Genomic DNA, 20,958 nt, shown 5'->3' on the forward strand with positions numbered 1-20,958 from the left:
AGTAGCCACGACGGGGGTGGTCACTCCGCCAGGTGGGTGGGATCGAGATGTGCCTCTTCGTGCCGCACGTACCGGTTCCAGGCGTAGGTGATCGCCCACCGCGACAGCGGTCAGCGCGAGTCCTTTGCCGAGGGAGAGATGCACCGCCGACCCGAAGTTGCCTGCGAACGCCTTGGGCGTGCTGGAGTCCCGGGCCGATCACCCGTTTGAGCGAGGGGTCCGCGGTGGTGGCTGTCATCGTCCTGGCTTACCCGTACCAACGGGAAAAACAATGCGGTGGTCACCGTCCGATGGGCGGTGACCACCGCAGAGTGATCTTTTACGGTACGGCGGGGTACTGCGTGACGTAGACCGGCACGCCCACCTTCGTCGTGTCGGCCGCCTCGCCCACGCCGTTGACCACGTGGTCGACGACGCCGGCGCTCAGGTTGACCGTCATGATGTGGTGCAGCTTGACGCCCGGGGTCTGCGGGACCTCGAAGCCGTTCTCGGTGTGGATCGACGGGTTGTTCTGGTTGAACACGTACACGCCGCCGCCGTACAGGTTGTGGGTCTTGACCTTGGCGCCGACCTTGTAACCGGCGTAGCCCTCGACCGAGCCGTTCATCCAGTCCGCCTGCGTCGGCGGGTCGTACGGCAGCTCGTTCTGGTAGAGCACCGTGGTGCCGCCGTTGCCGTTCCAGATGGTGTTGTACTTCTGGAAGTGCTCGACGAACAGGCCGGTCGCGGTCACGTCGTCACCGTTGATGACGGCGCCGTAGGTGCCGATGTTGGTGTTCCAGCGCTCGGTGTCGCCACCGGTGAAGCCCTCGACGCCGTGGTCACCGCGCCACACCCAGGTGTGGTCGATCAGCACGTCGTCGCTGTTCACCTCGAGTGCCGTGGTGGCCTTGCCGATGTGCGGGCCGCCCACCCGGAAGTAGACGTCCTGCAGCGTGGTCGGGTTCTTCGGCGAGGTGAAGCCGATACCGTGGTTGCGGCCGACGCGCAGCAGCGCGGACGACTTCTGCAGGCCCGCGTCGATGGTGAGGCCCGCGACGATCACGCCGGGGACGTCCGCGATCTGCAGCGGGGTGGAGCCCTTGGTCGCGGTCAGCGTGGCGTGGCCGAGGCCCAGCACCACGGTGTTCGGCCGCCACACGTTGATGGTGCGGTCGATGTCGTAGACACCCGGGGTGAAGAGCAGGTTCTTGCCCAGCGTGAGGGCCAGGTTGATCTTCGCGACCGAGTCGCCCGGCTTCGCGACGTAGAAGTCGGAGAGCGGGAGGGTGCGGCCCGGGGAGTTCCAGCCGACACCGGACGTGTTGCGCTCGGCGGCCGGCACCCGGACCTGGTACTTGCCCTTGCCGTCGACGAACAGGTACGGCTTCTCCCGGCTGACCGGGGTCTTGTCGAGCGTGGTGTACGGCGTGGCCGGGAAGTCGGCCTCGCTCGGTGCGCCGACGACGCCCGAGAAGACCTGGTTCCAGACCGCGTTCGACCAGCTGGTGACCTCGCTGTTGCGGGTCAGCCACTGCTGCTGCGAGCCGTTCACGGTGGCCGGCAGCTTGGCGTCGGCGATGAAGCCGCCGCTGGCGTACTGCGGGCCGGCGGTGCAGTAGTCCATCAGCGACAGCGTGCCGCCGGTGAACTGGACCCGGCGCAGCGAGACCGCCTGGGAGACGGCCCAGAAGTTCGCCGTCTGCCGGCAGCCGTCCTGGCCCGCGCCGTTGATGTTGACGGTCAGGTTGGAGACGGTGCGCCAGAAGTTGACGAGCGCCAGGCAGTTGCTGGTGCCGCCGTCGGCGAGGCAGCGGTTGTAGACCTCCACCTTGCCGTTGATCACCACGTCGCCGGGGGTCTCGCCCAGGCCGGTGATCTCGGTGTAGTAGCCCACCTTCACCTGCAGCGGCTGCTCGGTGGTGCCGTAGGTGCCCGGCTTGAAGAGGAACGCGTACCGGTCCGTGCCCATCTCGTTGTCGACCTGCTTGGCGTTCGCCGCGTCCAGGGTGGCCTGGATCTGGCTGACCGGCATGCTCGGGTCGAAGACGGTGACGTTCTTGCCCAGGTCCGGTGTGGCCGGACCGGGATGTGCGGCGGCCGGCGTGGCTTGCGTGGCGAGGCCGGTGATGGCCAGGCCGATCGCGAGCGCCGCGGCGAAGGCGCGCCTACTGCTCGTCATACGGAGGAGTCCCTTCCGAAACAAGATCGCAATGAACCTGGTCACGGAAGCAATCGGTGAGCCTGCATGTCAAGAGGGGGGCAACCGCATAGGCCGCTAACCCGGGCACAACACCCGGGTTCCGGAACGTGAATGTTATTCATTCCCGGAACCGGTCCCGGGAGCGCTCTCTTATGGGCGTTATGGGACCAGTGCGGCGAAGACCACGATGTTGCTGCGATAACTGCCCCGGTCCCGGTCGAACGAGCCGCCGCAGGTGATCAGGCGCAGCGCCGGGCCGGGCGTCCGGCCGTAGACCTCGTCGCTCGGGAACGCCTTCTTCGGGTAGCTCGCCACCCGGGTGACCCGGAAACGCGCGACGGTGCGGTCGTCACGTCGTACCGAGAAGATGTCGCCCGCCGTGAGCTCCCGCAACCGGAAGAAGACCGCCGGACCGTCGCGTGCGGTGTCCACGTGCCCGACGATGACCGCCGGTCCGGCCTCACCCGGCGTCGGTGAACCCCGGTACCAGCCGGCCGGCGCGTCCGACTCCAGCGGCGGGACGTCGAGGGTGCCGTCGTCGCGCAGGCCGATCGGGGTGACCGCGGTGTGCACGCCGATCGCCGGGATGTCCAGCCGGGTCGGCGGTGAGCGGCGCAGCCCCGTGGTGCTCTTCGTGCCCTTGGTGGTGGCCGGGCTCGGGGCCGGGACATCCTGCCAGGCCAGATCGGGTGCCGGGAGGGCGTCGTCGGTCCGCAGTCCGAGCACGGTGATCGTGGAGCCGAGGAGCGCGAGGATCACCGAGAAGACCGCGGCGCGGCGGTTGCGTACTCGCAGCCGCCGCCTCCGCCTGGGCTCGGCAAAACCCAGAGACAGGGCGAGCCGTTCCGTCCTGTCTGGCCGGCTCTTGGTGGTCCGGGTTGCTTTTTTGGTACGAACAAACATCGCGCCGGATCAGTCCCGCGTCGTGCGGCCGACCGCGTGCCGTCCCGCGATCACCGCCGCGGCCAGCAGGAACATGCCGGTGATCAGCATGGCGGTGCGTTGCCCGCTGAGCCCGGCGCCGCCACCCGCGTCGACGCCGCCCCGGGGCGTGGCCCGGGTGTGCGACGGTGACGCCTTGGCCTTCGTCGAGGAGGTGGCCACCGGGTCAGTGGTCGGATCATTTCCGGTCGCGGTGTCGCCGGGCTGCGGCTCGGTCGTCCCGGCTCCGGGCTCGGGCGCGGTCGACCGTGGTGACAGGGTGCCGGGGGAGCCCGGCCCGGTGACCGGCGGCAGCGTCGAGGCGACCGCACCCGGCGGCCCGGCGTCGGTGGTGCCGGCCGGCCGGTCGCAATAGGACAGCATCATGGCCAGCAGGATCAGCAGCAGGACCGCCGCGGCGAGGGCGACCAGCCAGTTCCGTCGATTCGCTGAGGTACCGGCCATGTCATGACCTCCGGGGTGACGCCAGGTCGGGCAGCGATACGGATGAATCGGAGATACACCGCATCACGGGGTGAATCGCTACGCTAGCGGCCACCCCGCCGGCCCGCACCGTTCTATCCGTGATCGGTCACTTCGGACTCTCGCTCGCTCGTACACCCACCAGGTACCCCACCCCACCCCTTTTCAATGCCCGCCGAAGTGCCATCCCCGTCATGGCAGACACCCCGCCCGGTCCCCAGAAGCGCCGCACGCCGGCGGCGACCCTCGGCTGGTCCCGGGGGTGTCTCGCGCCGTTCGCTGGCGGCGGTCCCTTGGCTGGTCGCCAGGGGTGTCTCGCGGCGGGTTTGGCACCCCTGAGGACCAGCCGGTGCCGCGGTTGTTCAGCCGGGTCTCGGGTCGGGCTGGTCTGAGGTTCAGCCCTGACCTCGGGCCCACGTTGTCTCGGGTTCGGCCGCGTGATTACGCCTCGGGAGGGGCGGTGCGTGCACGCATTACCGGATCGCGGCCTGCTGCCGCCCCCTGGTGGGCGGCAGCCGCACGCATTGCCGGATCGCGTGCCGTTGGCGCCCCCGCCCCGCCCGATCGCACCGGCTGGATGGTCAGCGGAGCAGGGCCAGGGCTACCAGGACGGCCAGGATGACCGCGGCCAGGGAGGCCAGCAGCAGGGGGTGGGTCAGGACACCCTTGGCGTGCCGGGCTTCGGGGCGTTTGTCCAGCTCGTCGCTGAGTGATGGGGGAGCGGCCGCCGGCTTGGCGCTCGCCGGGAACCTTGCCGGGCCGGAGGCGTCCACCGGTGGCATGGAGTAGTCGATGTTTTCGGCCGGGGGAGCGGCCAGCGCGCCGGTGGCCCTGCCGGGCGTGGTGGCAGCGGGGAAGACCGCGCCGGCCGCGCCGGTGGACCGGGCCGCGAAGATCTCGGCGGCTTCCGGGTCGGCCGGTTCGACCGTGTGCGGGCCGGGGACCAGCGGCCCGGACGGCGCCGCGGCCGGGTAGTAGCCACCCAGCCCGGCGGTCGGCGGCAGCACCGCGGCACCCGGTTGGAGATGGTCGGTCCACTGCCCGCCGTCCCACCAGCGGGTCGCGGGCAGACCGCTCGGGTCGGCGTACCATCCAGCGGGCTGCGCGGGGCTCGTCATCGGTGCGGATCCTCTTTCCGGCAAAGGCCAGGGACGGTCTGCCCCATCGGCCCGGAACCCGCCGCCTTGAGACATCCCACCCGTGATCCGCGCCGCGTCCCCGCCGGTGCTCGGCGCACCGCCACCAGCCACCCCTGCCGCCCACCCCGGTTTCCCTGCCCACCCCGGATTTCCCGCGCACCCGGGCCTCACGGAACCTGCTTCGCCTCCCGGCGGTCCGGCGCCTGCGGTGGGACCGGGCGGTGCGCGGGTGATTCCCGGCTGGCACCCGGATGTCCCGCCCGGCCTGCCGCCGCGGATGGGCCCGTCAGTGCTCCCGCCCGGCCTGCCGCCGCGGATGGGCCCGTCAGCGCCCCCGCCCAGCCCGATGCCACGGCCCGCCCCGGGCGGAATCGCGGAGCCCGGTGTGGTCCGGGCGGCGCGGTGGACCGCCCTCGTGGCGTTCGGTGGTGTGCTGGTGCAGTGGGTGATGACGATGGTGGCGCTGGTCGCCCGCTCGATCGCCGACGGGGACTTCGGCGCTGACCCGGGTGGGCTGAGCCTGCTCTATCTCGTCGTCGCGCTGGTGCTGGCGGTGCCGTCGCTCGTCGCCTGGAGTGCGGTGCGGGTGTCGGGCGTGCGGCCACGGCCGGGTGGGCTGGCGGTGTTGTGGACGCTGGGGCCGGCGGCGCTGGCCGGGGTGGTGTTCATCCGGGCCGGTGAGACGCCGCTGCTCGTCGCGCGGCTGCACGACGGGGACACCGTGCTGGTCACGCTGCTGTGGCTGGCGCAGGCCGGTGCGGTGGTCGGCATCTCCGCGTTGCCGATCACCGCGGTCTGCTGGCTGGCGCCGTCCGCCCGCCGGTACCTGGCGCCGTTCCGGCGACCGGGCCGTGCCGAGCGGGGGCAGCAAATGATCAGTGCGTCGTCGGTGCTGCTGGGGCTCGCCGCGGTGCTGGTTCCGGTGGCGTTCCTGCTGCTCACCACGACCCCGACGGCCGACGCGGTGGACCGGGTGGGGTGGGCCGTCGACCGGGCCGTCATCATCTCCGGCGGGGGCGCGGTGGCGGAGGTCTTCGCGTTCGTGCTGGTGGTGGCGGCCCGCCGGACCCGGGGGTGGACGATGCGGGCCGCCGCCTACGCCGTGACCCTGCTCGGCGTGCACACGGTGGTGTTCAGTGCCGTGGTGACCTGGATGGCGGTGGCCACGGTCGGCAACGAGGACGGTGGGGACACCGCGATGTCCTACACCTCGGCCGCGCTGGCGGCGCACGTGCTGGCGGCGCTGTGCCACCTGACCGCCGTCCTCATGCTGGCGATGCCGGCCGTCTCCTCCTGGATCGACGCCCGGCCCCCGGCCGACGTGTGAAGTTCGGGTGCGGAGCGCACCCGAACTTCACACGCTTGGGGTTTTTCCGCGACCACCCACGGACGTCGCCCGGAGGGCTTCGCGTTCTGGACGCGTCAGCGGCCAGCGAAGCCCGCAGGGTCCCGGCGGGAGCGGCGGTCTGTACCCCGGCGGACGCACGACATCCTGAATTTGATCTTGAATCAGACCGACTTCTGATACGCGCGGAATGTCCGGGTGGACAGCACCAGCGTCACCACCGCGAGCCCCAGCAGCCACCCGCCGCGGCTCGCCACGATCCCCCAGTCCGGCTCCGGTCGCATCGCCGCGCGGGCGCAGGCGAGGGCCCAGTTCACCGGGTTCCAGTCCGCTATCGATCGCATCCAGGACGGCATCAGCGACGTCGCCATGAACGCCGACGACAGGAACGTCAGCGGCAGCAGCAACAGCGTGTTGATCCCGATGATCGTCTCCCGCTGCCGGGCCAGCATGCCGACCGTGTTGGACAGCGCGCTGAAGATCGTTCCCAGCAGCAGCGCCGAGACCATCAGCACGGTCAGGCCGGCCGCGCCGCCCGGGTAGGACGCGCCCGCGGCCAGGCCGAGCAGGATGATCGCGCCGACCTGGACGGCCGTGCTGAGCGCCTGCTCCACCACCAGCGCGTTCATGATCGCTCCCCGCGCGATCGGGGTGGTGAGCAGCCGGTTCAGCGTGCCGCGGTCGATCTCCTCGAGCACGCCCATGCCGGACCACATGTTCGACGACACCGCGGTCATCGCGACCACCCCGGGCACGATGTAGTCGAGATAGGACCCGGCGCCGAACCCGGGAATTTCCACCACCCTGCGGAACAGGTTGCCGAACAGGAACAGCCAGATGGCCGGCTGCACGAGCAGGATGACCACGAACGCCGGCTGCTTGATCAGCACTTTGAGGCGCCGGTTCGTCATCCACCAGGTGTGCGCCACGAGTGTGGTCATGCCGCCACCCCCGGCGAGCTGAAGCGCCGCCCGGCGTGCCGCAGGTACACGTCGTCGAGCGACGGCCGGGCCACCGTCACGGTCGCCACGCCGATCCCGGCCGATTCCAGGGCGGCGAGGGCCGCGGGCACGGCCGCCGCGCCGTCGTCGGCCCGCGCGCTCAGCGTCCGCCCGTCCAGGGCGACATCACGCAGGCCCGCGACGTGCGAGATCGCCTGCCGCGCCTGCGGACCGTCCGGGGCCAGGTGCAGTTCCAGGTGTACGGCGTCCCCGCGCAGCTCGCCCTTGAGCTGCGCCGGCGTCCCCTCCGTGACGATCCGCCCACCGTCCACGATGGCCAGCCGGCCGGCGAGCCGATCGGCCTCGTCGAGGTAGTGCGTGGTGAGCAGGATGGCCATCGACTCGTCGGCCGCGAGCCGGGCGATCTCGGTCCACAGCTGGGCGCGGCCCTCCGGGTCGAGCCCGGTGGTCGGCTCGTCCAGGAAGAGCACGCCCGGCTTGTGCACCAGGGCGAGTACCACGTCGAGGCGGCGTTGCATGCCACCGGACCAGCCGCGCACCGGGCGACCGGCCGCCTCGGTCAGGCCGAACCGTTCGAGCAGCTCGTCGACGCGCCGCCGGAAGCCCCGGATGCCGAAGATCCGGGCCTGCAGGGTGAGGTTGTCGCGGCCGCTGGCCATCGGGTCCAGCGCGGACCGCTGCGGGACCACGCCGATCTCACGGCGGACCCGGTCCGGGTGGCGCAGCACGTCGTGCCCGGCGACGGTGGCCGTGCCGGAGTCCGGGCGGGCCAGCGTGGTCAGGATCTTGACGGTGCTGGACTTGCCGGCGCCGTTCGGCCCGAGCAGGCCGAACACCTCGCCGGCGCGGACGGTGAGGGTGAGCCCGGCGAGGGCCCGCACCCCACCGGGATACGTCTTGTGCAGGTCGTGTGCCGTCACGGCATCACTCATGGTGATCCTCACTCGAGGTCGCCACGGTCCGTGTCCGGTTATCCTTCTTGCTGCTACACGTCTCGGATAGCCGGGCCGTTCCCGCGGCCGGGTGGATGGGACAGTCGGCCCCGGCTGGTGTTCCCGCACCGGCCGGGGCCGCGTTTCTCTTACGTCTCCGTCATGAACTCGGAGAGGTCTTCGGGCAGCTCACCGGTCTCGTGGATGCGCCGCCAGGCGCCGATCCCGGCCATGGTGCCGTCGCGCAGCTCGGTCAGGAACCCGGTGAGCCAGGTGACCTCGGCCTCCCGGATCGCCAGGCGGTACTCGCCCTCGACCAGGAACAGGCGCGGGACCTCGTGCGCGGTGGCGCGCAGGACCTGGCGCATCTGATCGTTCTCCACGGCGAGGATGCTGAGCCGCTGCTCGAGCAGCTCGATCACCTCGTCGGGCGGGAGCACCCCGACGACCGAGAGGGCCGCCTGCAGTTTCGGGAACTCCGCCTCCGGGGTGCCGACCAGCTCGCGCACCCAGTCGGTGAGCTCGTCGCGGCCGGCCGGGGTCAGCCGGTACACCGTGCGCTCGGGGCGGCGGCCTTCCCGGACCGTCTCCGCCGCGGCGATGAAACCGTGCTTCTCCAGGTTCTGCACGACCGTGTAGAGCGAGCCCCACTGGATCTTGATGTCCTGGTCCTTGCCGAACGCCTTGAGCTGGGCGGCGATCTCGTACGGGTGCAGCTGTTGAATGCTCAGCGTCGCCAGGATGTGCAGCCCGAGCAGGTTGCCGACCTTGCGCCGCTTCGCCATCTGCTCCCTCGCCTCCGAATGCTCGTCCACGAGTATTACGCATCCGAGTGGCACAACGAAAGGCCCCCGGCACGCCGGGGGCCTTTCGGGCGGAAATCCGATCAGGACTTGGTGATCACCACGTTGTCCACGGCCGCCTCGACCAGCGACGCCGTGCCGGTGTCCGCGGCCTCCACCTTCAGCCGGACGGTCTGGCCGGCGTACGCGGAGAGGTTCGCGGTTGCCGCGGTCCACGCCGCGGCCTTGTTCGCCGCCGCGGCGTTCACCGTGAGCAGCGCGGTCGTGGTCGTGCCGCTGACCACCGAGATCCGCAGGTAGTCCGCGCTCGTCGCGTTGTTCAGGTACGCGAGGTACCAGGACAGGCCCAGCGTCAGCGTCCCGGCCGGCAGGGTGATCGCCGGTGAGGTCAGCGTGGTGAGACCGCCGTCCACGTCGTTGGCGCCCGCGCTGGCCCCCGCTGTCGCGCCGGTGACCAGGGCGTACGTGCCGCCGGCCGCGGTGCCGAGCTGGGTGGTGACGCCGGAGCTGGTGGTCGCCTCCGGGTCGCCGCGCTCGAACTTGCCGGAGGTGGCGGTGTCCGCGGTGCCGGCCGTCCAGCCGGTCGCGGTCTCGAAGGTGTCCGACCAGACCGTCGAGCCGGTCGGCGGGGTGGTCGTCCCGCCGTTGGCCAGGGTCCAGACCGCGTACGCGATGGCGTCCGAGTTCCGGTCCAGCGCGGTGTCGTTGATGTTCGCGGTGGTGTCACAGGACGCGTGGTAGCAGGCGTCGAACGCGGTCGCGGTGCCGCCCCAGAGGGTGACCTGGGCGGCCGTCTTGCGGCCCTCGGCGCCGGTGAAGATGCCGCCGGCCGGGATGCCCGCGCTGATGAACGGGCCGTAGTCGCTGCGGCCGTCGAAGTCGGTGCCGCGGGTCGGCACGCCGATCGTGGTGTAGTAGTCGGCCAGGGTCTGCTCGATCTCGGCGGAGCCGGTCGGGCCGGGGCCGGAGCCGGTGTTGTCCGAGTTGTCGCCGTCGTAGAGGAAGTAGCCGGGGTTCGGCGACGCGACCATGTCGAAGTTCAGGTACCCGCCGATCGCGGACTTCTGCGCGGTGGTCAGCGAGTTGACGTACGCCGTGGACCCGCGCAGGCCCAGCTCCTCCGCGCCCCACCAGCCGAACCGCAGGTGGCGGGCAGGCTGGAACCCGGACCGGGCCACCTGCAGGGCCACCTCGAGGTTCGCGGCCGAGCCGGATCCGTTGTCGTTGATCCCCGGACCGGCCGTGACGCTGTCCAGGTGCGCGCCGATCATCAGGGTGTCGCTGGTGTCGCCGCCAGGCCAGTCGGCGATCAGGTTGTATCCGGTGGCTCCGTTGTAGGTGAAGCTCTGCTGCGTGGTGGTGAAACCGGCCGCGTCCAGCAGGCCCTTCACGTAGGTGACCGAGGCGAGGTAGCCGGGGCGGCCGTGAGCCCGGTTGCCGCCGTTGGCGGTCGCGATGCTCTGCAGCTGGGCGAGGTGGGCCTTGACGTTCGCGACCGGGATGTCCGGAGTCGCGACCGCGGCCTGGGCCGGCACGGCGGCAAGACCGGCGGTCAGCACGGCGACGCCGATGAGGGGGAGTGCTCGCACGGGGAGTCCCTTCTTGTCGAAGCATCGACGAGCATCTCAGGATCCCGATCCGGCGCCCCCATATCAATCCCTACCTATTTCCTAATGCGGCATCGATTGATCCGCCGGGAAATCAGCCGTAACGGGGGTGCCACATCTCCATGTCTGAATGACTAGTCTGCGAAGATCGCCCGGGCCCGACACGGCTCGCGGGCGTATCACCAACGGAAGGCAAGGGATGCGGAAAATCCTGGCGGCCACCGTCGCCGCCTCGGTCGGGCTGCTGATCGGGGCCGGTACGATCCCGGTCGCCGCGGCGGCCCACACCACGCATACGAGCGCGAGCGGCTACACCCCACCAGCCATCGACTGGACCACCTGCACCCGGGCGAGCCTCAAGGCCCGTAACGCGCAGTGCGGTTTCCTGGTCGTCCCGCTGGACTACGCGAAGCCCAAGGGCACCAAGATCAAGATCGCGGTGTCCCGGATCAACCACAAGTCGGCCGCCGCGCAGTACCAGGGCGTCATGTTCACCAACCCGGGCGGTCCCGGTGGCTCCGGTCTGGGCCTGCCGGTGATCGGCGAGTCGGTGCCGAACGGCGCCGGCGACTTCTACGACTGGATCGGCTTCGACCCGCGTGGTGTCGGCTCCAGCGTGCCGGCGCTCTCCTGCGACGTCGACTACGCCGGTTACAACCGGCCGTACTACGTGCCGGTCACCCGGAAGCTGGAGAAGGCCTGGCTGAAGAAGACCTCGGCCTACACCAAGAAGTGCGACAAGGCCGGCGGCGCGCTGCTCGACCACGTCAAGACCACCGACACGGTGGCCGACATGGACACGCTGCGCAAGGCGCTCGGCGCCAAGCAGATCAACTACTACGGCTTCTCGTACGGCACGTACCTGGGCCAGGTCTACGCGACGCTGCACCCGGACAAGATCCGCCGGGCGATCTTCGACGGCGTCGTCGACCCGACCCGCGTCTGGTACGCCGCCAACCTGGACCAGGACATCCAGTTCGACAAGAACATGGACGTCTACTTCGCGTGGATCGCCAAGTACGACGCGGTCTACCACCTGGGCACCACCGGCAAGTCGGTCAAGGCGAAGTACTACGCGACCCTGGCGTCGCTGCGTAAGACGCCGGCGGCCGGCAAGATCGGTCCGGACGAGTGGAACGACATCTTCGTCTCGGCCGGTTACTACGTGTACGGCTGGCAGGACGTCGCCGACGCGTTCGCCGCGTGGGTGAACGACAAGGACCCGTCGCTGCTGCTGGCGAACTACGCCGAGCCGGGTGGCGTGGGCGCCGACAACAACTACGCGATGTACCTCGCGACCCAGTGCAGCGACGTCAAGTGGCCGCAGAACTGGTCGAAGTGGCAGCGGGACAACTGGAAGATCCACTCCAAGTACCCGTTCATCACCTGGAACAACGCCTGGTACAACGCGCCCTGCATCGGTTGGGGCGCCAAGCCGGGCACGCCCGTCAAGATCTCCGGCAAGAAGGCCGCCGGGTTCCTGCTGATCGGCGAGACCAACGACGCGGCCACGCCGTACACCGGTGCTCTGGAAGTGCGTAAGCGCTTCCCGAAGTCGGTGCTGATCGAGGGCGTCGGCGGCACCACGCACTCCGGCTCGCTGAGCGGGATCGCGTGCACCGACGACACCATCGCCACCTACCTCGCGACCGGCGCCCTGCCGAAGCGGGTCAGTGGCAACCGTTCCGACAAGCAGTGCGCGCCGGTTCCGCAGCCGGACCCGACCGCGGTCTCCACGCTGCGCAAGGGCGTCTCCGGTAACAGCAGCACGCACGCCGTGCTGCAGGAGTCCGGAGCACAGCGCTAGTCAACGACGTGGGGAGTCCGGGTGCGCAGTGCACCCGAACTCCCCACCGTCATCTCTGGACCGCAGCTTCCTTCTTGGCCAGCTGGATCTGCTCGTAGACCCGGGTCCGCAACGCGACGAACTTCGGATCCGCCCGGGTGTGCAGCTGGTCCCGCTCGGCCGGCAGGTCCACCACCAGCTCGTCCTGCACCACGGTCGGCGACGACGACAGCATCACCACCCGCCGGCCCAGGTACACCGCCTCGTCGATGTCGTGCGTCACGAACAGCACGGTCACCTTGAGCCGCTGCCACAGCGACCGGACCAGGTCCTCCAGGTCGGCCCGGGTCTGCGCGTCGACGGCCGCGAACGGCTCGTCCATCAGCAGGGTCTCCGGTTCGTACGCGACCGCGCGGGCGATCGCCACCCGCTGCTGCATGCCACCGGAGAGCTGCCACGGGTACGCCTTGCCGGTGCCGGTCAGCCCGACCGCGTCGAGTGCCTCCTCGACCAGCTGGGTGCGGCGCGCCTTCGGCACCTTCTTCTGCTTGAGCGGCAGCTCCACGTTGTCCCAGACGCTGGCCCACGGGAACAGGCTGCGGCCGTACTCCTGGAAGACCACCGCCATCCCCGGCGGCGGACCGGTGACCGCGTTGCCGTTGACCTTGACAGAGCCCCCGGTCGGCGTCAGCAGGCCGGAGATGCACCGCAACAGCGTGGTCTTGCCGCAACCGGACGGGCCGACCAGGCAGACCAGGTCGCCGTTGTCGACGGTGAAGGTGAGGTCGCGCAGCGCCTCCACCTCCCGGTTGCCTGAGCTGTAGACCTTGCGCAGGCCTTTCACTTCGAGCATCGTGGCCCTCCTAGCCGGCCCGGCGCTGCGCCGCGCGCAGCCCCTCGTACCACCGCAGCGCCCGCCGTTCGGCGAGCCGGAACAACAGCGAGAGAGCGAAACCGAGCAGGCCGAGCAGGATGATCCCGCTCCACATCTCCGGGATCGCGAAGCTGCGCTGGAACTGCACGATGGTGAAGCCCAGACCGTTGCTGGATGCGAACATCTCGCTGATCACCATCAGGATGATCGCGATGGAGAGCGCCTGCCGCAGGCCCGCCGCGATCCGCGGTGAGGCCGACGGGAGGATCACCCGGGTCAGCCGGGCGGGCCCGGTCAGCCCGTAGGCGCGGGCGGTGTCCAGCACCACGCTGTCCACCGCGCGCACCCCCTCCACCGTGTTGAGCAGCACCGGCCAGACGCAGCCGAACACGATCACGATCACCTTCATGCCGTCGCCGATCCCGGCGAACAGCATGATCACCGGAACCAGCACCGGTGGCGGGATGGCCCGGAAGAACTCCAGGACCGGTTCCATGACCGCGCGCAGATTCCGGTTCAGGCCGATCGCCACGCCCAGGGCGATGCCGATCAGCGAGGCCAGCAGGAAACCGGCGAACAACCGGAGCAGGCTGGGCACCACGTCGGCGAGCAACCGGTCCGGCTTCCAGGTGTCGCCGAACGCGGTGAGGATGGTCCGCAGCGGCGGCGAGTAGAAGCTCTCACTGCCCTCGCTGAGGAAAAACCATCCCGCGAACAACACCGCGGGCAGCCCCAGGACAAACAAGATCCTTTTTAGTACGACCATCAGGCTGTGCCTCCTTGGGCATGCCCTCGTGGCCCTCGCCTGCGAGGCCGTGGGGGCGCTCCACGTGGGTGCCGCTCGGTGCAGTCGGTCATACCGCTACCTCGCCCCTGATCGACTGGTGCCAGGCGAGCAGGCGGCGCTCGCCGGTACGAGTCAGCAGGTTGATCACGACACCCAGGGCGCCGGTCACCACGATCAGGGCGTACATGGTCGCCACCGCGTCGGAGTTCTGCGCGGTCGCGATCTCCTTGCCCAGCCCCGGCGCGCCGATCACCAGCTCGGCGGTGACCGCCAGGACCAGGGCCACCGAGGCGGCCAGCCGCACGCCGGTGAAGACGTAGGGCAGGGCGGTCGGCCAGAGCACGTGGCGTACCCGGCCCCAGGTGGAGAACCGGTAGCTGCGCGCGGTCTCCTCGGCGACCGGGTCGACGTCCGCGACGCCGTACAGGACCTGGACCAGGACCTGCCAGAACGCGGCGTAACAGACCAGGATCAGGGTGGAGCCCAGCTCGGTCCCGTAGAGCAGCACGGCGAGCGGGATCAGCGCCACCGACGGGATCGGCCGCAGGAACTCGACGGTCGAGGCGGTCAGCGCGCGCAGCACCGGCACCGACCCGATCACCAGGCCGGCCAGCACGCCGGCGACCACCGCGATGAGCAGGCCGATCGCCCAGGCGTACAGGGTGTCGCCGAGCGACTGCCAGAACGTCGCGGTGGCCGCCTCGTCGGCGAGCGCGGCCGCGATCCGGCTGGTCGGCGGCAGGTACCGCTCGTTCACCAGGCCGAGTCGCGGCAGCAGTTCCACAATGAGGAGCAACCCGGCCAGCCCGGCGGAGCCGAGCAGGACCGGGTTGCCACGGTGAGCCGTCGTCACGGCAGCAGCTTGTCCAGGTCCGGAGCGCTGGCGAAGATGCCGTCGGTGGTACCGAGTTCGGCCAGCTTCTGCACCGACGCCTTGTTGATCTCGATGGGCCACTTCGGCAGGACCACCTGCGCGCGGGCCTTGTCGTCGATCTTGGTGTAGGTGGACAGGATCTGCCGCACCTCGTCCGGGTGGGCGTCCGCGTAGGTCAGCGACTCGTTCATCGCCTCGGTGAAGCGCTTGACCAGGTCGGGCTTGTCGGCGAGCAGCTTCTGCGAGGTGAAGTACGCCGCGATGGTCAGCTTCGGGTCGGTGTCCACGAACGTCGAGGCCACCTCCCGGCCGCCGGCCGCCTTGATCGTGCTGAGCTGCGGCTCGACCACCCAGGCCGCGTCGATGTCGCCCTTGTCCAGCGCCACCGGCATGTTCGGGAACGGCATCTCGACGAACTCGATCTTGCTGGGGTCGCCGCCGGCCACCCGCACCGACTCGCGGGTCACGGTGTCACCGATGTTCTTCAGCGTGTTCACCGAGATCTTCTTGCCGGCCAGGTCCTTGGCGGTCTTGATCGGGCTGGCGCCCTTGACCACCACGGCGCCGAAGTCCTTGCCCTGCACGCCGGTCGTGGAGACGCCGGCCGCGACGGCCTTGATCGGCACGTTCTTGGTCTGCGCGATCATCAGCGAGGTCAGGTTGCTGAACCCGAACTGGAACTGGTTGCTGACCACGCCGGGCACGATGGCCGCGCCGCCCTGGCCGGCCTCCATCTTCAGCTCGATGTTGCGGGTCTTGAAGAAGCCCTTGGACTGGCCCAGGTAGATCGGCGCGACGTCGATGATCGGGATGACCCCGACCGTCACGTTGTCCACGCCACCCGACGAACCGCCGGAATCGCCTGAGCCCTTGTCCGAACCACAGGCCGTGACCGTGCTGGCCACCATGGCCAGTGCCACGCCCGCGATCAAACGCCGCCGCATATCCCATCCTCCAGTAAATGTGTGCGCATAACGAACGGAAGTTCTCATGCAGAACGCTAAGATGTGGCTCGTGTCACGTCAATCATTTGTGTCGATCATCCGATGACGCGGGAACCGTACTACGTCCAATCGCTCGAGCGGGGGCTCGCGGTGATCCGTGCATTTGACGCGGAACACCGCGAATTGACCCTCAGTGACGTGGCTCGGCAGTGCGGTCTGACCCGGGCGGCGGCCCGCCGGTTCCTGCTCACGCTGACCGATCTCGGCTATGTCCAGACCGACGGCAAACTGTTCTCGCTGACCCCTCGGGTGCTCGAGCTCGGGTACGCGTTCCTCGGTGGCCTGACCCTGCCCGAGGTGGCCGAGCCGCACATGGAACGCCTGGTCGGCGAGGTGCGCGAGTCGTGCTCGCTCTCCGTGCTGGACGGCGACGACATCGTCTACGTGAGCCGGGTGCCGACCAGCCGGATCATGCGAGTGGCGATCAACGTGGGCACCCGGTTCCCGGCGTACGCCACCTCGATGGGCCGGGTGCTGCTCGCCGCGTTGCCCGCGCCGGAGCTCGAGGCGTACCTGGCCCGGGCGAAGCTGGAGCAGCTCACCGACCGCACCGTCTGCTCAGCCGCCGAGCTGCGCGCCGAGCTGGACCGGGTCCGGGCGACCGGCCATGCGGTGGTCGACCAGGAGCTGGAGGAGGGGCTGCGGGCGATCGCCGCGCCGATCCGGGACCGCTCCGGCGCGGCCGCGGGGGCGCTGAACATCTCGGTGCACGCGGCCCGGGCGACGATCGAGGCGGTACGTGAGCGCCTGCTCCCTCCGCTGCTCGCCGCGGCCGCCGCGATCGAGGCTGACCTGCGGATCGCGTCACCGCGCCGCTCCGGGTAGTCACCTTGCGCAGTGCCGCGATGATCATGGCCATGCGGAAGGCCCTGGCAGCCCTGATATTCACAGGTGTGGTTTTCGCCACCGTGGTCCGGCTGGTGGACGGCGGGCCCGCGCCCGGCGACACCGTTCCGGGCGGGCTGACCCTGCCGTGGATGTGGCAGGCGACCGTGCAGCAGGACCCACCCGGGCCGGCCTCGATCCTGGCCGGCGGGGACAGCCTGGGCTTCCGCGGCGTCGAGGACTACGACGCCGAGGGCAAGGTGGCCGCGGTCGGGCGCGACGGCGACTACCGGATGCTGCTCTACGCCGACTGGAGCACCGTCACCCCCGGCCAGGACGTGCTGCTCTCCCCGGACGGCCGGTACGCGGCACAGGGGTACCTGGCCGGCTCGACCGCCGGCGAGTACGCCGACGGCCTCGACGTCGTCGATCTGACCACCGGCCGCAGCACCAAGTACACCGGCGGGCTGCCGGCGGTCGCCATCGGGTACGGCCTCACCGCCGCGGGTTGCTGCGCGCCGGCCGCCTGGGCGCCGGACGGCCGGTCGCTGCTGGTCGAGACGACCGCCGCGGACGTCCGGAGACCGGGCACCGCCACGCTCGAGTCCCGCAGCCGCCTCGGGCTGCTCGACCTGGCCACGAACACGGTGCTGCCGATCGGTGCGGAGCGCCCGGCCGACCCGGTCCGCCAGGCGTCGCGCGGGGCGTTCGCCCCGGACGGGCAGCACCTGGTGGTCAGCGAGGGCGACCGGCTGCGGCTGATCGACCGTACCGGAAAGGAGAGCTGGACCACGACGCTCGGTGACCGGAGGTATCTCGCCGGCGCCGGCGCGTTCAGCGCGGACGGCGCCCGGATCGCGATCGCCGAGCTGACCGGCTGCCTGGACCGGTGCGACCGGGACGCCCTGGCGGCCCGGACCTGGAAAGTCTCCTATCTGGACGCTGCCACCGGGCAGCCGGCCACCGGCCCGGACCTGCCCGCCGTGACCGCGATGGCGATCCGCGCGCTCGGCTGGACCCGGTCCGGCGAGCTGGTGGTGACCCGGCACGAGCCGGAGAACGGCGCCGAGAAACTGCCGGACCAGCGGTGGAGCGACATCGGCTGGGAGGAGACCGGGCACATCACGCTCGTGGCCCTGTGCGCCGGTGGCGCCCAGCGGACCCTGCTCGACCCGCCCGGCGACGTGACCACCATGGACGTCGCCGCCGACCTGGTCCGGGCCGGCAGCTTCGGCGGGCCGGCGCCGCGAGCCGCGGCCTTCCCGGCGCGCCCGGTCGTCTGGTGGGTGGTGGCGCCGGCCGTGGTCCTGACCGCCGTGGCGCTGCTGACGGTGTGGCTGGTCATCCGCCGGCGCCGACGTCCGGTTTTGATCAGCGATTGACGTTGCGTTGTCAATAGTTGCTTTGTAGATCGAATCTGTTCGATGATGGGCGCCTGAGGGGAGGCGTCCATCATGTCGCTTATGACCGCGCTCGACCGCGAGCACACCGTGGCCCCACCGGGGTTCAACCGCTGGCTGATCCCGCCCGCGGCGCTCGCCGTGCACCTGTGCATCGGCCAGGTCTACGCCACCAGCGTCTACAAGAACTCGTTCATCACGCACTTCGGCGTCAGCCAGACCGCGATCGGGATCATCTTCAGCATCGCGATCGTGATGCTGGGGCTCTCCGCCGCGTTCGGTGGCACCTGGGTGGAGAAGAACGGCCCGCGCAAGGCCATGTTCGTCTCCGCGAGCTTCTGGACCACCGGCTTCCTGGTCGGCGCGCTCGGCATCGGCACCGGCCAGCTCTGGCTGGTCTACCTCGGGTACGGCGTGCTCGGCGGGATCGGCCTGGGCATCGGCTACATCTCGCCGGTCTCCACGCTGATCAAATGGTTCCCGGACCGGCCCGGCCTGGCCACCGGCCTGGCGATCATGGGGTTCGGCGGCGGCGCGCTGATCGCCAGCCCGGCCTCCCGGCAGCTGCTGTCGTTCTACGACGCGGATTACGACCCGAGCGTCTCCACCTCGGTCGCCGACGGCCACGCCCTGGTCCTGCTCTTCCTGACGCTGGGCGCCGGCTACTTCCTGATCATGATGTTTGGCGTCGCCAACATCCGGGTGCCCGCCCCCGGCTGGCGGCCCGAGGGCTGGGACCCGGCCACCGTCGCGGCCAAGCCACTGGTCACCACCGCGCAGGTGTCCGCCGCCAACGCGATCAAGACGCGCTCGTTCTGGCTGCTCTGGGTGGTGCTGTTCTGCAACGTGACCGCCGGGATCGGCATCCTCGAGCAGGCCAGCCCGATGATCCAGGACTTCTTCCGGACGTCGTCGGGCTCCGCGGTCACCGTGGTCGCGGCCGGCGGTTTCGTCGGGGTGCTGTCGCTGTTCAACATGGCCGGCCGGTTCGCCTGGTCGTCGACGTCCGACCTGATCGGGCGCAAGCCCATCTACATGCTCTACCTCGGCGTCGGCATGGTCACGTACCTGCTGCTGGCCACCGTCGGTGACTCCGCGATCCCGCTGTTCGTGCTGCTGGCCGGGGTGATCCTGTCGTTCTACGGCGGCGGGTTCGCGACCGTTCCGGCATACCTGCGGGACCTGTTCGGCACGTACCAGGTCGGCGCGATCCACGGCCGTCTGCTGACCGCCTGGTCGGCCGCCGGCATCGCCGGACCGCTGATCGTCAACGGCTTCCTCGACAACGAGGGCAAACCCGGAACGCTGACGTCGGCGGCCTACCAGCCGGCGCTGCTCACCATGGTCGGCGTGCTGGCCGTCGGCTTCGTCGCGAACCTGCTGATCCGCCCGGTCCCGGCCCACCACCACGAGGCCACCGCCCCGTCCGAGAAGGAGAGCGTCGGATGAACGCCCGCCTGGCCGTCTCCTGGCTCCTGATCGCCGTCCTGCTCGGCTACGGCATCATCCAAACCGCCATCACCGCCGCCAAACTGTTCTAGACCGCTTGCGGTCACCCATTCTTTGGTACGACCACGGAGCGCCCGCCCGCAGGCTACGAGCCGAGTCCCGCGGTGGTCTCACGCCAGACCGAGACCACCGCGGACCGCCCCGCGCCCCGGGCCCCCGGCTGGTCCTGAGGGGTGCCTCCCCGATGTTGAGGCACCCCTGACGACCAGCCGAAGACCTACCTTGCACGCCCTGCACGCTATATTGCAGAGTATGCAAGGTAGGTCTCAGTTGTTGCCGCTGCTGCGCACGCCCCTGCTGGGCGAGCTGCTGGCCTGGCTCTACCTGCACCCCGAACGGGACTATTCCGGTGCGGAACTGGCCCGGATCCTCGGCGTCTCCGCCTCGACGATCAGCCGGGAGGCCGACGCCCTCATCGTCGCCGGCCTGGTGACCGGGCAGCGGCGCGGCAACCTGCGACTGCTGCGCGCCGACGTCACGAACCGGCTGGCCCGCCCGCTCACCGAGCTGCTCGCTCTGACGTACGGGCCGTCCGCGGTGCTGACCGAGCTGCTTGCCGCCCTCCACGGCGTGGCCGAGGCTTACATCTACGGGTCGTGGGCCGCTCGTTACGCGGGCGAAGCGGGGCCGCCCCCGCACGATGTCGACGTCCTGATCGTGGGCGACGCGGACCCGGACGACGTGGCTGACCTCGCCCGCACGGCGGAGTCACGGCTGGGCCGCGAGGTCAACGCGCACCAGGTGTCCGTCAGCGCATGGCACACGCCCGGCGATGATCCCTTCCTGACATCGGTGCGTTCCCGCCCCCTTTTCAGACTGGGAGATCCGGATGAGGTGGCAGCAGGGCCGTGAGGCCATCGACGGCATGCTCGCGCGGGCCGAACTCGAGCGGGTGCCGGCCAGCCGTGACCACGCCGACCTGCTGCTGGCCCAGGCACACCGCCACCTCGCTTCGGCCGGCGCGATCGCCGACGGCGACCCGGCGGGCGCCTACCAGTTGCTCTACGACGCGGCCCGCAAGGCCCTGGCCGCGGTGCTGGAGAACCAGGGTCTGCGCGCCACCAGCCGCGGCGGCCACATCGCGGTAAGAGAGGCGCTGTCGGCCCAGCTCGAGCCGCCGCTCGGCGGAGTGCTCCGCCCGTTCGACCGGATGCGCCGGCGCCGCAACCAGCTGGAATACCCGTCGGCGGCATCACCGGCCATCACACCGGACGAGACGAGACGCGACCTCCCCAAGGTCGAGGAGATCCTCGGGGTCGCCGCGCGGGTGATGGACCAGATGAGCCCGTTCTGAGGTCAGCCACCGAGTGCCGGATCCCGGCTGGTTACCAGGGGTGCCTCAACCTCTTCGAGGCACCCCTGGTAACCAGCCAGGGCCGTGGGCGCGCTGCGGTCCGGAATGGCCTCGGTCTGGCGTGAGACCACCACGGGACGTGGCGTGTCGCCTACGGGCGGGCGCTCCGTATGCGTACCAAAATGGGGGTTGGGTTAGCGGGTGCTGGAGACGAAGACTCGGTTGCGGCCG

Annotated in this window: 20 protein-coding genes; 8 read left to right on the top strand and 12 right to left on the bottom strand. The window is 70.3% G+C overall.

All coding sequences use genetic code 11. The annotated features are described in order from the left end of the window. Positions 1-319 precede the first annotated feature (319 nt). The 4 genes from ADL15_RS32050 to ADL15_RS32065 form a co-directional block, all read right to left on the bottom strand. Positions 320-2,161 (bottom strand): adenylyl cyclase, encoded by a 1,842-nt coding sequence (locus ADL15_RS32050; RefSeq protein WP_067698988.1) that lies wholly within the window; start codon positions 2,159-2,161, stop codon positions 320-322. A gap of 180 nt (positions 2,162-2,341) precedes the next feature. After that, a complete protein-coding gene (locus tag ADL15_RS32055; protein ID WP_232344632.1) occupies positions 2,342-2,941 on the bottom strand; it encodes a class F sortase in 600 nt (199 codons plus the stop codon). Positions 2,942-3,094: 153 nt separating this feature from the next. Beyond that, the gene (locus tag ADL15_RS32060) at positions 3,095-3,568 is read right to left on the bottom strand and encodes a hypothetical protein (RefSeq protein ID WP_067698990.1); all 474 of its coding nucleotides are present in this window, start codon (positions 3,566-3,568) and stop codon (positions 3,095-3,097) included. A gap of 599 nt (positions 3,569-4,167) precedes the next feature. Then, positions 4,168-4,704, bottom strand: coding sequence for a DUF2510 domain-containing protein (locus ADL15_RS32065; RefSeq protein WP_067698992.1), 537 nt, complete (start codon positions 4,702-4,704; stop codon positions 4,168-4,170). Positions 4,705-4,954: 250 nt separating this feature from the next. Here ADL15_RS32065 and ADL15_RS32070 point away from each other — a divergent pair, with 250 nt between their 5' ends. Next, positions 4,955-6,052, top strand: a complete 1,098-nt coding sequence (locus tag ADL15_RS32070) for a hypothetical protein (protein ID WP_157441730.1) — start codon at positions 4,955-4,957, stop codon at positions 6,050-6,052. 182 nt (positions 6,053-6,234) lie between these two features. On the opposite strand, the gene ADL15_RS32075 is transcribed toward ADL15_RS32070, so the two are convergent. The 4 genes from ADL15_RS32075 to ADL15_RS32090 all read right to left on the bottom strand — a co-directional run bounded on the left by ADL15_RS32075 (position 6,235) and on the right by ADL15_RS32090 (position 10,356). Next, complete coding sequence (locus ADL15_RS32075) at positions 6,235-7,011, bottom strand: ABC transporter permease (protein ID WP_067698995.1); 777 nt, start codon at positions 7,009-7,011, stop codon at positions 6,235-6,237. Further along, a complete protein-coding gene (locus tag ADL15_RS32080; RefSeq protein WP_067698997.1) occupies positions 7,008-7,964 on the bottom strand; it encodes an ABC transporter ATP-binding protein in 957 nt (318 codons plus the stop codon). The genes ADL15_RS32075 and ADL15_RS32080 overlap by 4 nt, the downstream gene beginning before the upstream one ends. Before the next feature lie 149 nt (positions 7,965-8,113). Beyond that, positions 8,114-8,779 carry a PadR family transcriptional regulator gene (locus ADL15_RS32085; RefSeq protein ID WP_232344634.1) on the bottom strand — a complete coding sequence of 222 codons (666 nt, stop codon included), beginning with the start codon at positions 8,777-8,779 and terminating at the stop codon, positions 8,114-8,116. A gap of 71 nt (positions 8,780-8,850) precedes the next feature. Then, positions 8,851-10,356: a M28 family metallopeptidase gene (locus ADL15_RS32090; protein WP_067699001.1), complete on the bottom strand. Its 1,506-nt coding sequence runs from the start codon at positions 10,354-10,356 to the stop codon at positions 8,851-8,853. Positions 10,357-10,573: 217 nt separating this feature from the next. Between ADL15_RS32090 and ADL15_RS32095 the strand changes: the two genes are divergently transcribed. Next, a complete protein-coding gene (locus ADL15_RS32095) occupies positions 10,574-12,181 on the top strand; it encodes an alpha/beta hydrolase (protein WP_067699003.1) in 1,608 nt (535 codons plus the stop codon). A 49-nt stretch (positions 12,182-12,230) separates the two neighbouring features. Here the strand turns inward: ADL15_RS32095 and ADL15_RS32100 are convergent, their stop codons facing one another. The 4 genes from ADL15_RS32100 to ADL15_RS32115 form a co-directional block, all read right to left on the bottom strand. Further along, positions 12,231-13,013, bottom strand: a complete 783-nt coding sequence (locus ADL15_RS32100; protein WP_067699005.1) for an ABC transporter ATP-binding protein — start codon at positions 13,011-13,013, stop codon at positions 12,231-12,233. Between the two features lie 10 nt (positions 13,014-13,023). After that, entirely contained in the window at positions 13,024-13,800 is a 777-nt protein-coding gene (locus tag ADL15_RS32105) for an ABC transporter permease (RefSeq protein ID WP_067699007.1), read from the bottom strand. Positions 13,801-13,888: 88 nt separating this feature from the next. Beyond that, on the bottom strand, positions 13,889-14,674 hold the full coding sequence (locus tag ADL15_RS32110; protein ID WP_067699009.1) for an ABC transporter permease: 786 nt from the start codon (positions 14,672-14,674) through the stop codon (positions 13,889-13,891). Next, complete coding sequence (locus ADL15_RS32115; RefSeq protein WP_067699011.1) at positions 14,671-15,639, bottom strand: ABC transporter substrate-binding protein; 969 nt, start codon at positions 15,637-15,639, stop codon at positions 14,671-14,673. The genes ADL15_RS32110 and ADL15_RS32115 overlap by 4 nt, the downstream gene beginning before the upstream one ends. A gap of 102 nt (positions 15,640-15,741) precedes the next feature. Here ADL15_RS32115 and ADL15_RS32120 point away from each other — a divergent pair, with 102 nt between their 5' ends. The 6 genes from ADL15_RS32120 (at position 15,742) to ADL15_RS32140 (ending at position 20,727) form a co-directional block, all read left to right on the top strand. Continuing rightward, entirely contained in the window at positions 15,742-16,524 is a 783-nt protein-coding gene (locus tag ADL15_RS32120; protein ID WP_067699013.1) for an IclR family transcriptional regulator domain-containing protein, read from the top strand. 68 nt (positions 16,525-16,592) lie between these two features. After that, positions 16,593-17,906 carry a hypothetical protein gene (locus ADL15_RS32125; protein ID WP_157441731.1) on the top strand — a complete coding sequence of 438 codons (1,314 nt, stop codon included), beginning with the start codon at positions 16,593-16,595 and terminating at the stop codon, positions 17,904-17,906. Between the two features lie 72 nt (positions 17,907-17,978). Continuing rightward, positions 17,979-19,373, top strand: coding sequence for an OFA family MFS transporter (locus tag ADL15_RS32130; RefSeq protein WP_067699016.1), 1,395 nt, complete (start codon positions 17,979-17,981; stop codon positions 19,371-19,373). Beyond that, on the top strand, positions 19,370-19,465 hold the full coding sequence (locus ADL15_RS57395; RefSeq protein WP_425548456.1) for an MFS transporter small subunit: 96 nt from the start codon (positions 19,370-19,372) through the stop codon (positions 19,463-19,465). The genes ADL15_RS32130 and ADL15_RS57395 overlap by 4 nt, the downstream gene beginning before the upstream one ends. Positions 19,466-19,685: 220 nt before the next feature. Beyond that, positions 19,686-20,285 carry a MarR family transcriptional regulator gene (locus tag ADL15_RS32135; protein ID WP_067699018.1) on the top strand — a complete coding sequence of 200 codons (600 nt, stop codon included), beginning with the start codon at positions 19,686-19,688 and terminating at the stop codon, positions 20,283-20,285. Beyond that, on the top strand, positions 20,263-20,727 hold the full coding sequence (locus ADL15_RS32140; RefSeq protein WP_067699020.1) for a hypothetical protein: 465 nt from the start codon (positions 20,263-20,265) through the stop codon (positions 20,725-20,727). Before ADL15_RS32135 ends, ADL15_RS32140 begins: the two co-directional genes overlap by 23 nt. Positions 20,728-20,958 lie beyond the last annotated feature (231 nt).

This window comes from Actinoplanes awajinensis subsp. mycoplanecinus (assembly GCF_001509495.1).
Classification (GTDB): Bacteria; Actinomycetota; Actinomycetes; order Mycobacteriales; family Micromonosporaceae; genus Actinoplanes; species Actinoplanes palleronii.